Source organism: Caballeronia sp. LZ034LL, from assembly GCF_031451215.1.
Classification (GTDB): Bacteria; Pseudomonadota; Gammaproteobacteria; order Burkholderiales; family Burkholderiaceae; genus Caballeronia.
The window spans coordinates 605,340-619,923 of record NZ_JARUXR010000002.1; the positions used below are offsets into that span (position 1 = coordinate 605,340).

The 14,584-nt window shown below is 64.7% G+C and carries 14 protein-coding genes and 2 pseudogenes; 9 read left to right on the forward strand and 7 right to left on the reverse strand.

From position 1 onward, the window contains the following. Positions 1 to 13 precede the first annotated feature (13 nt). The 5 genes and pseudogenes from QCE83_RS17115 to QCE83_RS17135 form a co-directional block, all read right to left on the reverse strand. Positions 14 to 325 carry a hypothetical protein gene (locus QCE83_RS17115; RefSeq protein WP_309813193.1) on the reverse strand — a complete coding sequence of 104 codons (312 nt, stop codon included), beginning with the start codon at positions 323 to 325 and terminating at the stop codon, positions 14 to 16. Further along, positions 322 to 696 carry a phage holin family protein gene (locus QCE83_RS17120; RefSeq protein ID WP_309813196.1) on the reverse strand — a complete coding sequence of 125 codons (375 nt, stop codon included), beginning with the start codon at positions 694 to 696 and terminating at the stop codon, positions 322 to 324. The genes QCE83_RS17115 and QCE83_RS17120 overlap by 4 nt, the downstream gene beginning before the upstream one ends. A 484-nt stretch (positions 697 to 1,180) precedes the next feature. After that, positions 1,181 to 2,008 (reverse strand): annotated as a pseudogene (locus QCE83_RS17125) (YihY/virulence factor BrkB family protein); the annotation flags it as partial. 726 nt (positions 2,009 to 2,734) lie between these two features. Further along, positions 2,735 to 3,220 (reverse strand): annotated as a pseudogene (locus tag QCE83_RS17130) (ferritin-like domain-containing protein); the annotation flags it as partial. A 1,057-nt stretch (positions 3,221 to 4,277) separates the two neighbouring features. Further along, on the reverse strand, positions 4,278 to 5,417 hold the full coding sequence (locus QCE83_RS17135; protein ID WP_309813198.1) for an L-dopachrome tautomerase-related protein: 1,140 nt from the start codon (positions 5,415 to 5,417) through the stop codon (positions 4,278 to 4,280). A 193-nt stretch (positions 5,418 to 5,610) separates the two neighbouring features. Between QCE83_RS17135 and QCE83_RS17140 the strand changes: the two genes are divergently transcribed. After that, a complete protein-coding gene (locus QCE83_RS17140) occupies positions 5,611 to 6,006 on the forward strand; it encodes a DUF3331 domain-containing protein (protein WP_309813202.1) in 396 nt (131 codons plus the stop codon). 17 nt (positions 6,007 to 6,023) lie between these two features. On the opposite strand, the gene QCE83_RS17145 is transcribed toward QCE83_RS17140, so the two are convergent. Beyond that, on the reverse strand, positions 6,024 to 6,899 hold the full coding sequence (locus tag QCE83_RS17145; protein ID WP_309813205.1) for an MBL fold metallo-hydrolase: 876 nt from the start codon (positions 6,897 to 6,899) through the stop codon (positions 6,024 to 6,026). Between the two features lie 21 nt (positions 6,900 to 6,920). Then, entirely contained in the window at positions 6,921 to 7,151 is a 231-nt protein-coding gene (locus QCE83_RS17150; RefSeq protein WP_309813208.1) for a hypothetical protein, read from the reverse strand. Positions 7,152 to 7,209: 58 nt separating this feature from the next. On the opposite strand from QCE83_RS17150, the gene QCE83_RS17155 reads away from it, so the two are divergent. The 8 genes from QCE83_RS17155 to QCE83_RS17190 all read left to right on the forward strand — a co-directional run bounded on the left by QCE83_RS17155 (position 7,210) and on the right by QCE83_RS17190 (position 14,582). Further along, positions 7,210 to 7,791 (forward strand): hemerythrin domain-containing protein, encoded by a 582-nt coding sequence (locus QCE83_RS17155; protein ID WP_309813211.1) that lies wholly within the window; start codon positions 7,210 to 7,212, stop codon positions 7,789 to 7,791. A gap of 152 nt (positions 7,792 to 7,943) precedes the next feature. Continuing rightward, positions 7,944 to 8,309: a glycine zipper domain-containing protein gene (locus QCE83_RS17160; RefSeq protein WP_309813213.1), complete on the forward strand. Its 366-nt coding sequence runs from the start codon at positions 7,944 to 7,946 to the stop codon at positions 8,307 to 8,309. A gap of 88 nt (positions 8,310 to 8,397) precedes the next feature. Continuing rightward, a complete protein-coding gene (locus QCE83_RS17165; RefSeq protein ID WP_309813218.1) occupies positions 8,398 to 9,711 on the forward strand; it encodes a cation:proton antiporter in 1,314 nt (437 codons plus the stop codon). A 102-nt stretch (positions 9,712 to 9,813) separates the two neighbouring features. Continuing rightward, positions 9,814 to 10,770, forward strand: coding sequence for a cytochrome c oxidase subunit II (gene coxB / locus QCE83_RS17170; RefSeq protein ID WP_309813223.1), 957 nt, complete (start codon positions 9,814 to 9,816; stop codon positions 10,768 to 10,770). Next, positions 10,767 to 12,689, forward strand: coding sequence for a cytochrome c oxidase subunit I (gene ctaD / locus QCE83_RS17175; RefSeq protein ID WP_309813226.1), 1,923 nt, complete (start codon positions 10,767 to 10,769; stop codon positions 12,687 to 12,689). The genes coxB and ctaD overlap by 4 nt, the downstream gene beginning before the upstream one ends. Then, complete coding sequence (locus QCE83_RS17180; protein ID WP_309813229.1) at positions 12,686 to 13,330, forward strand: cytochrome c oxidase subunit 3; 645 nt, start codon at positions 12,686 to 12,688, stop codon at positions 13,328 to 13,330. Before ctaD ends, QCE83_RS17180 begins: the two co-directional genes overlap by 4 nt. Then, complete coding sequence (locus tag QCE83_RS17185) at positions 13,327 to 13,662, forward strand: hypothetical protein (RefSeq protein WP_309813232.1); 336 nt, start codon at positions 13,327 to 13,329, stop codon at positions 13,660 to 13,662. The genes QCE83_RS17180 and QCE83_RS17185 overlap by 4 nt, the downstream gene beginning before the upstream one ends. Further along, positions 13,641 to 14,582 (forward strand): cytochrome c oxidase assembly protein, encoded by a 942-nt coding sequence (locus QCE83_RS17190; RefSeq protein ID WP_309813235.1) that lies wholly within the window; start codon positions 13,641 to 13,643, stop codon positions 14,580 to 14,582. The genes QCE83_RS17185 and QCE83_RS17190 overlap by 22 nt, the downstream gene beginning before the upstream one ends. The last annotated feature ends 2 nt before the right edge of the window (positions 14,583 to 14,584 follow it).

The window sequence follows — 14,584 nt, forward strand, 5'->3', positions numbered from 1 at the left end:
GTCACTTGGGCGTTCACTTCTTTTGAAGACCCTCGAAGGCATCGGCGATTGCCCGATGCGCCAGCGTGCTGACACCAGCCGTAGCGACGCCTTGCACGGTACGCCGTACACCAAGAATGACGAACGCGACGAGGGTTGCCGCGATCAGTTCTGCGTTAGGCGACTGCAGGAACCAGGGCGACACAGTGGGCTGCAGCGCCACCGGGCCGATCCTGTCTGGACGGGGTATTCCCTCTTCCGGGGCGCATGCCGCAAGCAATGCCGTGCGTGTCTCCGCCATCCGCGCCAGCAAGGCCGCTTGGCTATCCGAATAGGCCCGGCTCATTGCAGCACCTTCCTGATGGCTTCCACATCGCGCTCGAACTGATCGCGCACAACCTGGAACGGCTCGGTGGGCTTGCGCGTCATGATCACGGCTGTAGCGATCAACGCGACCGCAAGCCACGCGCCGGCGACACACCATGCGGTCAGTATCAGATGAGGCGTGCCGACTGCGGTCACGATGACAGCGATCGATACGAACGACAGCGTGAACATCGCGCCGACGATCAGCGCCACCATGGCAATCAGTTCGTGCAGGACGCGCGTCTTGGCTTCCGCGAACTCGATCGACATCAGCTCGCCATAGTCGACAATTCGTCGCGCACAGAAGTCCTTGACGGTGCGCCACGCTGCAATTTTTCTTCCAAGCGACATGAACGATCTCCCTTCAATCAAGTGGGCGATCCGGCGACGATTTCTGTCTGCCGACCGCACGCCTCGTTAGTCATTGCGCGTCAGAGCGTGCAAGCTTCAAGGCAAGGCATGCTGCCGTTCGAGCGAATCACGGCAGCCCTTTTGTCACCACAGCACCCGTCCCGCCTCGCTCCGCCCACGACGTTCACGGCCGCTTGCGTACGGGCGCGCGGTGTCCGCTTCTCGTGAGTACGAAGAGCCCTGCACCGGCAGCCGCGATTGCGACGCGTGCCGGATTGGATCTCACGACCTCAACGCCTCGGGCCAGAACATGCATCCAGGGCGGTTGGTCCTCGTACTTTACTGACCTCACGGGCGCAGGCGCGGGCGCGAGGCCCGATGGTTCAGGACGTCCTGCAGTGGGGTGCTCGTGCACGGTCGTCGTTGCCTGCGACGGAACCTGCGCGCGGACCTCGCGCGTTTCGTGTCCTTCACGCGCTTCCAGACGCGTTGCGGCCGCTTCGGCGCCGAGCAGCAAGACCGCTGCAGCGAAGTAGAGCCACATCAACAACACGGCAAGCGAGCCTGCCGCACCGAACGCGCTCGCGGTTCCCGCGTGCGTCAGATAGAGCGCAAACAGCTTCTTGCCGAGCGAGAACAGCACGGCCGAGATAAAGCCGCCGACGAACGCGTCGCGCCAGGGCACCGGGCCGTCGGGCAAATACTTCAACAACGCGGCAAAGGCGCACGTCAGAAGCGCCAGTCCCAGTACCAGCTGCACGATATCGCCAACGATCAGGAGCGGCGAACTACCGAAAGCCCACTTGCCCGCGGCCTGCACGGCGGTATCTAGTACGAGTGAAACGATCAGCAGAAACGCTACGCCCATGACAAGGCCGAAGGAGATAAGCCGCACCTTGACGAGTGTGGCCACGCCTGACTGCTGCTCACTGCCCTTGGGCCAGATCACCGACAGCGCCGTATTCAGCGATGAGAACGTTGCCGATGCTCCGACCGCCAGCAAGACAAACGACATGATCGCCGCGAAGCCGCTGCCGCCGCTCCGATGCGCGTGCTCGACGATGGTCTGCACGCTTACTGCAGCATCCTTGCCGATCATGCCGCTGATCTGCTGAAAGAGTTGTCCGCGCGCGGCTTCGGCGCCAAATGCCAGTCCCGCGACGGCGATCACCATGACGAGCGTCGGCGCAAGCGAGAAGGCCGAATAGAACGCGATGCTCGCGGCCATCGGCGCGCCCCGATCGGCACCGAAGCGTTTGAACGTGCGGACGGGCCAGGCCAGCGCGCCGCTCATCAGAGTCTTGCCGGTCATGACCATCTCCATGAGGTGTGTACGCCTCCGACAAGCATTCGAAATGCCAGCCTTCGTTGCGCTCTCAGGCCAATGCTCGCGTGTATGGCTGCCTGCGGCATGACGATTGCAGAACATCAATGCGTGCCGCACGCGCCGCGTCACGATCGCGCGTCCAGCGCCCTCTGGTCCTGCGGCCAGCAGGCACCTCAATATCCGCAAGTCAGCGCACAACCCGCTCAACAAGGAGCGCATCATGATCAGACACATTACGTTCAAGAGCGCGTCGATTGCTGCACTGTCGGCGTGCATCTGTCTCACCGCAGGCTGCAATCGCAACAGCAGCGAGTCAGGAAGCAGCGGCTCAGCGAGCAGCACATCCAGCGCGTCCGCGCCTGCTGCGGTGAGCTTTCCTGCCACCGCCGCCAGCGATACGCCGTCAGGCGCAAGCCAGTAATGCAGCGCTCGGGCGCCTGCGCATGCTTCCCGCCTTAACGACGCGGCAAGTCTTCGCCGGGCTCTCGAGCGCGGCAGTGGAAAGGGATGGAAGAACTGCTTGATAAGGTGATCTGCGGACGAAGCGCCGAAGACCGTCTAACGCCGATGTCCTGAACGACACGCGCCGCAAGCCGTGGGGTTGCGGCGCGCCGGCGCTTACTTGGAGACCTGTTTCTCCGCCTGCTTTTCTGCCTGTTTGGCCGCAGGCTTCTCCGCGCGTTTTGCTTCCGGCTTGGCAACGGTCTTGCCAGCCTGCTCTTCTGAAACCTCCTGCTCTGCGAGCAACGTCAACTTCTCGTCCGTCGCCTTCTCTTCTTTCAAGGTGTCGAGAAGAAGATTCATTGCTTCAGTATGACCAAGTTTTTTTGCGAGCGCCGCGAGTGTGCCGTACGTCGCAATCTCATAGTGTTCGACCTTCTGCGCGGCGGCGATCAATGCCGCGTCGAGGATGGGCCCTTTCTCGATTTCCTCGATCTGCTCCTGCCCCTCCTCGACGAGCCCCTCCATGGCGACACACTTGACACGCTTAAGCTTGATTCCGGTGCTCTCGACGACCTGGTCGATACGTTCGATCTGCCCTTGCGTTTCTTCCAGATGCGTCTTGAAGGCTTCGGCAAGATCAGGGTTGGACGTCGCCCGCGCCAGTCTCGGCAGCGCCTTGGTCAGTTGCTTCTCTGCGCTGTAGACGTCGGACAGCGCGTGGATGAACAGATCCTGCAGAGTCTTGATAGCCATGATGCCTCCCGGTTGGATGGATGGTTACGCTGGTCGTCGACCAGCATGGCAGGCCCAACGCAATGGCCATGCCTTACCTGGGCCAGAGCATCGCGCCACCGGGTGGAGCGCGACTTTGATCGGTCATCAGCGGCTCGCGTGTTTCGCGTTGGGGAACGCGGCCGCATGCGATATCGACCAGCACGTTTCTTTTTGGGAGCGTCTTGAAGAAATTCGCAGGATGAGAGAAATCACGGCGCCGGCCCAGGGCACACGCGTTGCTGACGCTTCCCCAGCCTGAGCCTTGCGGGAAGCGACCCGCTGACGCGCTTGTCCGCTCATGCCCCTCTCGACTTCCTGAACATCATCATGAATCACGCTACCGAATCACATTCCCGCACTGCGAAGGGTCGATCACTTGCGCGAGGCCTCGGATGGTTCAGCCTCGCGCTCGGCGCGGCCGAACTGCTCGCGCCCCGCGCGGTTGCCCGCGCAGCCGGTATTCGAACAAGTCCGGCGCTGATGCGACTCTATGGTCTTCGCGAGATTGCAGCGGGCATCGGCATTCTTGCATCAGGCGATCCGTCTCGTTACGTGATGGCCCGTCTGGGCGGCGATGCGCTCGATCTGATGACGCTTGGGACCGCTGCACCCTTGCCCGAGCGCGCGGCTTCCAGGCGCAGAGTGACGGCAATCGTCAACGTTACAGCCGTCACGGCGCTCGATGCGCGGGCCGCAGTCGCGCTCGCCGCCGACAGAAGCCATCAGCGCCGCCAACGGGCGGAGTGTGCCGTCGCGCTGTACAGCGACCGCAGCGGCTTTCCACGTTCGCCCGAAGCGATGCGCGGCGCCGCCGTTCGCACAGGAGCGAACGGTTCAGACGTTGCGCGAGCGGGATGAACTCGTCTCCGCGATGGAGCGCCGGTCTCGGCGTGGGGTTACGTCGCCGCGTTCGATCTCGATGCCAATAAGGCGGCCTGGAAAAAACGTATCGATATGACACGCGATAAGCTCGGCGATTGCGTCATCGCCACGCGCTGCCCTGATCGAACGAGCTCCGGGGGACGCCATGGTGCATTCACCTGCGGATAGCGTAAAGACGTGTCGGCAGCGCCGCGGGGTTCTGCGGCTGGTACCAGCTCATGTCGGGAATGCGGGAGTCGGTGACATAGATCGTCCCGTCCGGACCCTCCGAGAACGTATCAGGCCAGATCAGCTGGCGGTCGCGCACGAGCGTCGCGAAGCGCTCGCCCTGGCGCACCCGGATTGCATGGTGTTCGACTGACGACACATACAAGCGTCCGCGCGGGTCGATCCACAATCCGTCTGCGGGGCCGTCCACGCCCACCGCTTCCACGCGCGAAGCGACCTGGTCCGCGCCGAGCTGAGCGTTCTGCAACGCGTCGGTGGCAATGCGATAGAGCGTCTTCCCCTTGACCGCCTGCCAGTACAGATAGCGTCCGTCAGGCGTCAGCGCGATGCCGTCTGCGGCGAAGCTCACGCGTCGTCCGTCCGTTTGCTGCAAGGGCTTGCCGTTCACCGTGACCGTCACGCTCTTGTCGGCTTGCGTGCTCGGATCGCCGTCGAGAACGCGGCGCGCGACGCCGGACTCGATATCGACGACGACGATTGCGCCACGCACACCCGAGTCCGTGATGTAGGCCGTGCGTCCGTCCGGACTGATGCGCACGTCGTTCAGATAACTGCCTTGCGGCGCGATACTTTCGTCGAACGCATAGGTTCGAGCAACACGATTCGACGCGAGATCGATGCGCACCAGCTTCGGCGCGCCCGGCACGATCAGCGATTGGGCGGGCGCGCCGGGATCGATGACCCAGAGATTGCCGCGTGTGTCGGCCACCACCGATTGCACGCATACCCAATGATCGCCGGGCGTGACTTCGTCGCGGCGCGCATTGCGCCAGGTGTTCCACTCGGCATCCGGGTAAGGACGCAGATCGCCGCCTGAACCCACCTCTGCCACCGAGAGCGGCGCGTCTTCGGTCCAGCGCGGGAAGTTCACGAACATGCGTCCGTCGGGCGCGACGGTCACGCCCGTCACCTGGTGATCAAACGAAGCGACAAGTTGCAGCCGGGCGCTGTTTGCGTGCTCATCCCGGCTCGTTCGCCAGGCGGGATCGTCGGCATCGCCGGCTAATGCGGCGTGCGCGCACAAGGCGGCGCCAAGTGCGATCAGATAACGGCGATACGGTTGCATGGTTGGCTCCTGGTGACGCCGCGATGCGCGGCAATCGCCAGCAGCAATCAGGATGCCGTTCCGAAGAAACTCCCGGGCGCCGGAAGGCCCTGCTTTACGGACACTGCGGCGTACCGCCCGACGGCCCGTCGTGGCATGCGCGGTGCGCGGTTGATGGCACCTTTCTCACACGCAGTACTTCCGGGGAACCGCAATGCCGAACATGCCAGTTGACGAGAACTTCACGCACGACCGATCCACGACATGGTTCGATTGCCTGGTTCCCTCGCAAGACCGATGCGCCCGAGTCGAGGCGCCGGCCTTTGATCCCTGCGCCCGCAAGCACCTGTCGATCACGATCGTCGAACGGCTCTCGCCGCACACGGCGCTGCTCTCATGGTCCGACCCGCGTCTCGGCTGCATGGCCGAGCAGACCTGGACGTTCGGCAGGGCGCGGCAGGAGGACGTATGCGCACTCAGCGGCGAGCTCATCAAGCGCGGGGATCCGGTGTATCGCCCGCGCAAGACAACGCCTCCGGCGCTCAACGCCCGCTGCGTGATTGCGGCGCACCACGTCGTGGACGCCATGCAGTCGTTCGAACCCCTCTGAACCGGCTCTCGGCCCGCTCACGCAAGCGGCCGTATCAGCGCCTCGGCGGGAACGCTCGCCGCGCGCTGTGCAAGACGCTCGAACTCGACCGGATCGTGGCTGCAGAAAACGCGGACATCACGGGCGGCGTCGGCATTGCAAAGTGCGCGCAGCCTTGCCTGATTGTGCCGGCGGGCTGCGCGGTCCTTGTCCATCATCCACTGATAGAACGCCAGGCCGGGAGTACAGTGCGGCCGCTCGCCGTCCATCTCCGTGTGATAGAAGTAGGCGTCGGCGGCAAGCAGCAGCCAGCCCGATCCCGTGCGCACCGCGATACCGGCGTGACCGAACGTATGTCCGCGCAGCGGCACGAGGGCGATGTCGTCGGCGAAGCGCGCAAGCGGCCTCACGCGGTCGAAACCGTGCCAGCGGTCGCCTCCTTCGGCGTGAACCACCCACTTGTTGCGGGTCGACCACTGCTGCGGCCGGAAACGCTGCCGGTCCAGCCAGGTCTTCTGCTGCAATGCGTAGTCACGCTCGGTCTGGAGCATATGGACGGTCGCATGAGGGAAGTCGTCGAGGCCGCCGGCGTGATCGAAGTCGAGGTGACTGAGCAGAATATGGCGCACGTCGGACGCGGCAAAGCCGAGCGCCTCGACCTGCCGGACCGCCGTCATCGTCTCGCGAAAATCCGGCTTCAACATGAGGAGAAAGAACGTGCTGAGGCGGCTGCGCGGGTTCGCGACATCGCGCAAACCGAAACCCGTGTCCACCAGCACGAGACCGTCATCGGTCTCGATGAGCAAGCAGTGGCAGGTCAGCTCGCCGCGTTGCAGAAGGCCTGCCGTGCGCCCGTCGAAGAGCTTTCCGCCGAGAGGACAACTCGAAATGCAATTGAGGTGATGCACGCGCATGTCGTGGCTCCGTTAGGACCGTCACGTGCGCGGGTCCGCTTCACTGGACGGCATCCGTGACGCGATGTACCCGCAGGCAGGATTCGCCGCGACGAGCCCGCGCTTGTGCGCACCGGGAGAGTGCGACTTGCCGTTCAGCAGTTCGTATGCCAAAGGCTCGACCGTGCCCGGCGCGATGGACACTTGACGATGATCTCGACGCGGCACGACGAATGCGCAGCGCGATTGCCCCGTGGCTGCCTGATTCGTCATGCACCCGGGTGCGTCCCCATCCATACCCCGGCGCAGGCGCCAAGGAACGAGCATGGACATGCCCAATTACTCTCCGTCCATCACGACCATGATCCGCATGGACCATACGCACGTGATGGCGGCTTTTCATCGATATCATGCCGCCACGTCCTGGTGGAGGAAGCGAGCGATCGTCGAACTGGCTTGCACGGCACTGGAAATTCACGCTCAGCTGGAAGAAGAGATCTTCTACCCGGCACTCGCCGGCGTTCTCCATAGCGATGACACGCTCGAAAAGTCGAAGCCCGAGCACGACGAAATGCGTGCGGACATCGCGAGGTTACGCGCCATGCATCCGCGCGATGCCGCCTTCGACGCGCGCTTCATGAAGCTCATGCGCGAAGTGATGCACCACGTCGCTGACGAGGAAACGATGTTGCTGCCCGCTGCGGAGCGTGCGCTCGCGGCCGAGCTTTCCGCGCTCGGCGCGCGCATGACTCGCCGCCGCCTGCAACTGGTGGCGCAGAAGCGGCCTGCAGCCATCGCTGCGAATACGGTCGGGACTTTCCCGTTTGCGTCGCTCGCGATGGCAACGCTGGGCGCCGTCGCCATCGCTCGCTGTCTGCGGCCCGCCAGCGTCCGGCGCGGGCGCCTCGGATGAAAACGCGTGTCGGGAATGACCTTGCGGCGCGTTCGGCACGTCGATTGCATGCCCGGGTGTGCCGTATGCGCGGCCTGCTTCAGGAACGACGCACGTTTCCTTCGTAGCGCTGTGCAGCGTCATATGTTCCCTCATGCCGACAGGAGAGAAGGATGACTGACCCCGATCGCACACACGACCCTGTGGACGCCCTGAAGACCGAGCGCGCCGACAGTGCCTACGAATTCCCCACGAGCGAGAGCGTGGCTGCCGGCGAACGGCACGCGCCGGTCCAGAACAGCGACGACCACGGGTTCCGCGATGCGTCCCAGTCCTGGGACGCCGGCCACGACGGTTCGTCCTCGGCCGATAAGCGCGCGCAAGCGAAGGCCAGACTCGTCGGCATGCAGGATGCAATGAACAGGAAGTACAGGGTGGCCGCCGACACGACCGACGATTTCGTGCATGACAACCCATGGAAGGCCATTACGTTGGCAGCGTTGGCTGGATTTGTGATGGGCATGCTCGTCTCGCGATAAGCGCACGCGCGGCGCGGCCGGGTTCAGCGGTGGCTCCGAAAAGGCGCCGGCTGTCGGCCCGCCCGCGCGCACCGGAAGGGAGTGAGCGGTGATCATCGAGGCGGTCTGGTTCATCGTAGTGGGCGCGCTCCTGATCCTCATGGCGGTCATGCGCGGGGTGATCGCGCGTCTGCCCATGACGGGCGCCATGGTCTATCTCCTCGCGGGCTTCGCGCTGGGCACGGCCGGCGTCGGCTTGCTCGAACCGGACATCGAAGGGAACCTGCGCCTGTTGCGTGTGCTGACCGAAGCCGGGCTTGTCATTTCGTTGTTCGCGATCGGCATGCATCTGCGCGTACCGCTCTCCAGCGAACTCTGGCGTCTCACGCTACGGTTGGCCGGCCCGGCGATGATCCTGACGATCGGTCTCATGTATTGCGCCGCGCGCATTGGCCTCGGCCTTGCAGCGGGGCCCGCGCTGCTGCTCGCAGCGATACTTGCTCCGACCGATCCCGTGCTTGCCAACGAACTTCGCGTGCGTCGGGCGGGCGATGACGAGCCGCTGCGCTTCGCACTGTCATCGGAGGGCGGCTCCAACGACGGCGCCGCCTACCCTTTCGTACTGATCGCGCTCGCCCTGTGCGGCAGCGCCAGCCTCGGCAGTGCCCATTCGTGGACCTTCGCCGCCGCCATCGTCTGGGGCATCGCCAGTGCGCTTGCAATCGGCTGGGGCATCGGCTCGGGCGTCGTGCGCCTCATCATCCGTCTGCGCACGCGCTATCGTCAGGCACTCGGGCTGGAAGGGTTCATCGCCCTCGGACTCATGGCGCTTGCCTACGGCGCGGCGCTGCTCGTGCATGGCTATGCGTTCATCGCCGTCTTTGCGGCCGGCGTGGCCTTGCGTCGGCAGGAGCTGGCCGCCACCGGCGACACCGCGCCCGGCAAGGCGCTCGAGTCGGTCGAGCGCGGCGAACGGGAGGAAGCCGCCAAGGACCCCGAGCTCGCGCACGCCTACATGGCCGAGACCATGATGGCCTTCGCGCTCGAGTTCGAGCGGCTGGTCGAATTCGCGCTGATGCTGTTGATCGGCAGCGTCGTTTCGGCCCATTGGCAGGCGCTGCTCCACTGGCAGGTCGTCTGGCCTGCTCTCTTCCTGTTCTTCGTGGCCCGACCGCTCAGCGCGTGCCTGTCGCTCGCCGGATCCTGCATGGACCGCCAGCAACGGCTGCTTTCCGGATGGCTCGGCATTCGGGGCGTCGGTGCGTTCTATTACCTGTTGTTTGCCTTCGAGCAGGCCGGCAAGGAGCAGGTCCAGCCGATCGCGCCGATCGTGCTCGCCACCATCGTCCTCTCCGTCGTCCTGCACGGCACGAGCGCCACTACGCTTCTGCACCGCTACTTCTCCGACCGAAAAGCCGCGTGATGCCTGATTGGAACAACGATTGCTGGTTCTGGCAGGCTTGTCCGGTTTCTGTCCATTTCAGACGAGATGCCCCAGCGCGAATAAGACCCGGCCGCCCTCATCATGCAAAGCGCTTTGTTCCCCGCCGGCGTTCAGGCCAGCCGCATCCTCGATCTCTGGCACCTGACGCTGGGGGTTTGCTGCGCAGTGTTCGTCGCCATCCTGCTCGCATGCTTCTTCGCCATGCTGCGCGCCCCGCGCGCCACGCGCGCGACGCCGCCGGAAACCTCCGGCGCGCACGCTTCGCAGCCTGGCTTGCGCCTTTCCGTGATCCTGGCGACCAGCATCTCGGTCATCCTTCTGTTCGGCCTCATTCTCGCGGACGTACTGACCGATCGGGCGCTGTCCCGCCTGCCTGTCGACAAGGCCCTGCATATCGAAGTCACGGGCTATCAGTGGTGGTGGCAGGCCCGCTATCTGTCCGACGATGGCGCACCCGCTTTCACGCTCGCCAATGAACTCCATGTCCCGGTGGGCCGTCCGGTGGTCGTCGCGCTGAAGGCCGCCGACGTCATCCATACATTCTGGGTGCCCAATCTGCACGGCAAGAAAGACATGATTCCTGGCCGCGACGCGACCATCGAATTCCGCGCGGATAAACCGGGCGTCTATCGCGGACAGTGCGCCGAATTCTGCGGCTACGAACATGCGTTGATGGCGTTCCTGGTCACCGCCGATCCTCCCGCGCAATACGAAGCCTGGGCCGCGCGGCAGCGCCTGCCTGCCGTGGATACCCTGGATACGGTTGCCGCGCGCGGCCGGGAGGTGTTTCTGACGCAGGACTGCGCGCGCTGTCATAGCGTTCGGGGCACGCCGGCGCAGGGAAACATCGGGCCCGATCTGACGCACGTCGCAAGCCGGCAATTCCTTGCCGCCGGTACGCTCGCCAACAATCGCGGCAATCTCGCCGGCTGGATCGTCGATCCGCGAACGCTCAAGCCGGGCACGGCCATGCCGTCCACCCGCCTGCGGCCCGAAGACCTGCAGGCGCTGCTCACGTGGATGGAGACCCTGAAATGAGCGATACGCCGCTGACCGACGGCCCGCACGCCGCGCCCGAAGCGCGCAGTACGCTTGCGCAGACCTGGCGCGACCCGGTCGGATTCATCGGCATGTTGAGCGCGATCAATCACAAGACGATCGCGCGCCGCTTCGTCGTGACGACCTTCGTGTTCTTTCTTCTCGCTGGCGTGCTCGCGCTCGCGATGCGCACCCAGCTTGCGCGTCCGGACCAGCGTCTGATCGGTCCAAATCTCTACAACGAACTCTTCACGATGCACGGCACGACGATGATGTTACTGTTCGCCGTGCCCGTGATGCAGGCCGTCGCCGCCTATCTCGTGCCGCTGATGATCGGCGCACGCAGCATTGCCTTCCCCCGCATGAACGCCTATGCGTACTGGGTCTTTCTGTTCGGCGGCCTGCTGCTGTTCGGCGCGCTGGTCGTGAACACCGCGCCCAACGCCGGCTGGTTCAGCTATGTGCCGCTCGCCGGCCCCGACTACTCGCCGAACAAGGGCGCGGACATCTGGGCGCAGATGATCACCTTCACCGAGCTCTCCGGGCTTCTCGAAGCGGTCGTGCTGATCACGACCATCTTCAAGCTGCGCGCGCCCGGCATGTCGCTCAACCGGATGCCGTTGTTCGTCTGGGCCACGCTCGTGACGCAGTTCATGGTCATCTTCGCGATGCCGGCCGTCATGTTGTGCAGCACGGCTCTGATCCTCGACCGTCTGGTCGGCACGCATTTCTATAACCCGGCGAAAGGGGGCGACGTGCTCCTGTGGCAGCACCTCTTCTGGTTCTTCGGACATCCCGAGGTGTACCTGATCTTCATTCCGCCGCTGGGATTCATATCGTCCATCATCCCGACCTTCGCGCGCCGTCCCGTGTTCGGCTACCCGGCAATGGTGCTGTCGCTCATCGCCACCGCGTTCCTGGCATTCGGACTGTGGGTGCATCACATGTTCGCGACCAATATTCCCGAGCTCGGCAAGAGCTTCTTCACGGCCGCGAGCCTGATGATCGCCATCCCTTCGGCGATCCAGATCTTCTGCTGGATCGGCACATTGTGGACCGGCAAACTCAATCTGCGCGTGCCCCTGCTCTTCGTGCTCGCGTTTTTCTTCATTCTCGTGATGGGCGGCATGACCGGGATCATGGTGGCCTCCGTGCCGCTCGACCTGCAGGTTCACGACACGTATTTCGTCGTGGCGCACCTGCACTACGTGCTGTTCGGCGGCGGCGTGTTTCCGCTCTTCGGTGCGTTCTTCTACTGGTTCCCGAAGTTCGCGGGCCGCATGCTGGACGAGCGTCTCGGCAAATGGCAGTTCTGGCTTTTCTTCATCGGCTTCAACGTGGCCTTCTTTCCGATGCATCTGCTCGGTCTGCACGGCATGCCAAGGCGGGTGTGGACCTATCCGCACGGGCTCGGATGGGACGGCATGAATCTCGCCGCGACGATCGGCGCCTACATGATCGCGTTTTCCGTACTGCTGTTCATCGTCAATGTCGTGAAAAGCATGCGCCGCGACGAACCCGCTCCGGCCGACCCGTGGGGCGCGGGCACGCTCGAATGGAGCGTGCCGTCCCCACCGCCGCCGCACAATTTCGATGCGATACCGGTCGTGCACGGCCGCGATCCCCTGTGGGAACCGTCGGCGCAGCCCGCGTTCGTCGCCGGGCTCGCCGCCGATGCGCGCGAGGTGCTGGTCACGAGCGTGCTCGATGCGCAGCCCGATCATCGTCCGCTGTTTCCGAAGCCCTCCATCTGGCCGTTCGTGAGCGCCGTGGCGACGACCGTGTTGTTCATCGGCTCCATCTATACGCCATGGGCGATCGTCTGGGCCTCGCTTCCGGTGGCGGTCACGATGATCGGCTGGTTCTGGCCGAATCGCGCCGAGAACCGCGCCGCCGTCGCGCGGGAGCGTCAGCCATGAATGCCGATAGCCACAAGGCCACACCCCGCCCCGACGCGGCCGACAAGAGTCAGTTGGTGCTCGACGTCCGCGCGCTGCCCACCTTCGCGTTCAGTCATCGCAGCCTGATGTGGTGGAGCACCGCCGGCCTGATGCTGATAGAAGGAACGGTATTCGCCATTGCGGTGATGATGTACTTCTACCTGCGCACGCGCGCGCCCGCCTGGCCGATGGCCGCGGACGCTCCCGAACTTCTCTGGGGCACGGTCAACACCGTCGTTCTCCTCCTGAGTCTCTGGCCCAATCAACTGGCGAAGAACGCGGCGGAACGCGGCGAGCGCAGGAACGCGGCGATCTGGCTCGCGCTCTGTCTGGCTGCGTCGGTGGCGTTTCTCGTGCTGCGCGGCTTCGAATTCGCGACGCTGAACGTGAGCTGGTACACCAACGCTTATGGATCGGTCGTCTGGCTGCTGCTCGGTCTGCATACCACGCACCTGATCACCGATACCGTCGATACGGCCGTGTTGACCGCGCTCCTGTTCACCGGTCCGTTCGAGAGCAAGCGTTTCGTCGATGTCAGTGAGAATGCGCTCTATTGGTACTTCGTCGTGTTGAGCTGGCTGCCGATCTACTGCGTGATCTACTGGGCGGCGCGGCTATGAAAGTCTGGTTTGCGCTGCTCGGCGCTCCCTCCATCGTGCTCGGCTGCCTCAGCCTGAACTACGTGCTCGTGACGCCGGCGTGCCGGCTCGGAGGCCAGGCGTTGCTGCACGGTGTGAGCGGCGCGAGCGCGCTCGCGTGCGTGGCGGCCACGCTGCTTGCCTGGCAGCGCTGGCGCGCGGCGCGGCGTGACCTCGCCCTGCCGACGCCCGATTCCGCCGACCGCCCTGCGCGTCCCGCATTCGTCGCCGTGGTCGCGGCAGGCGTGGGCGCGCTGTCGGTCTTGTCCGTCATCGCCATATCGATACCGCAATGGCTCCTGTCCGCGTGTTGATATCCGGGCTGATTCCCGGCCTTCTCGCGTGTGCCGATGCTCACGCGCACGTCGCTGCCGAGACGGGCGGAGCGGCCGGGGCGTCGCCTCTCGCATGGACCTTCGAGCCGTGGATCATCATCGTGCTGACGGCAAGCATAGTGCTCTACCTCTGCGGCTACATGAGGCTGCGCAAGCGCAGCACGCACGGTCGCCGGGAACGCACGAGACGGCTCTGCGCGTTCGTTGCGGGCTGGCTCACGCTCGTCGTCGCACTGGTATCGCCGCTGCATGCGCTGAGTGAATGGCTGTTCTCCGCGCACATGCTGCAGCACGAACTCTTCATGCTCGTCGCGGCGCCGCTGCTTGTCATCGGCCGGCCGCTTGCCATGTGGCTCTGGGCATGTCCGGCCGGCGCGCGGCTGCGCATCGGCGCGGCCACGCGCTCTCGCTGGATCGCACTGCCGTGGCGCTGGCTGACGCTGCCGGTCGTCGCATGGCTGCTGCATGCCGCCGCGCTCTGGGTGTGGCACGCACCGCGCTTTTTCGAAGCCGCGCTGGCGCGTCCTGGCATTCATACGCTGCAACATGCGAGCTTCCTCGCCAGCGCATTGCTGTTCTGGTGGACCGTGTTCGGCCGCGTATCGGACGCGCGCGGTGCGTCGAACGCCCACGCGATGCTGTCGCTCTTCACGACCATGATTCATACCGGCGCACTCGGCGCATTGCTCACGCTCGCACCGGACGTCTGGTATCCGTCGTGCATCGAGACCACGCGCGCGCTCGGATTCGACCCGCTGCAGGATCAGCAACTCGGCGGTCTCGTCATGTGGGTACCGGGCGGGCTTGCGTATCTGATCGGCGGATTGCTGGTCGGCGCGCGCTGGCTGATGAGACGCCCGCCTTCGCGCGTTGACGACGGCATCGTCCGTGAAGGATGACA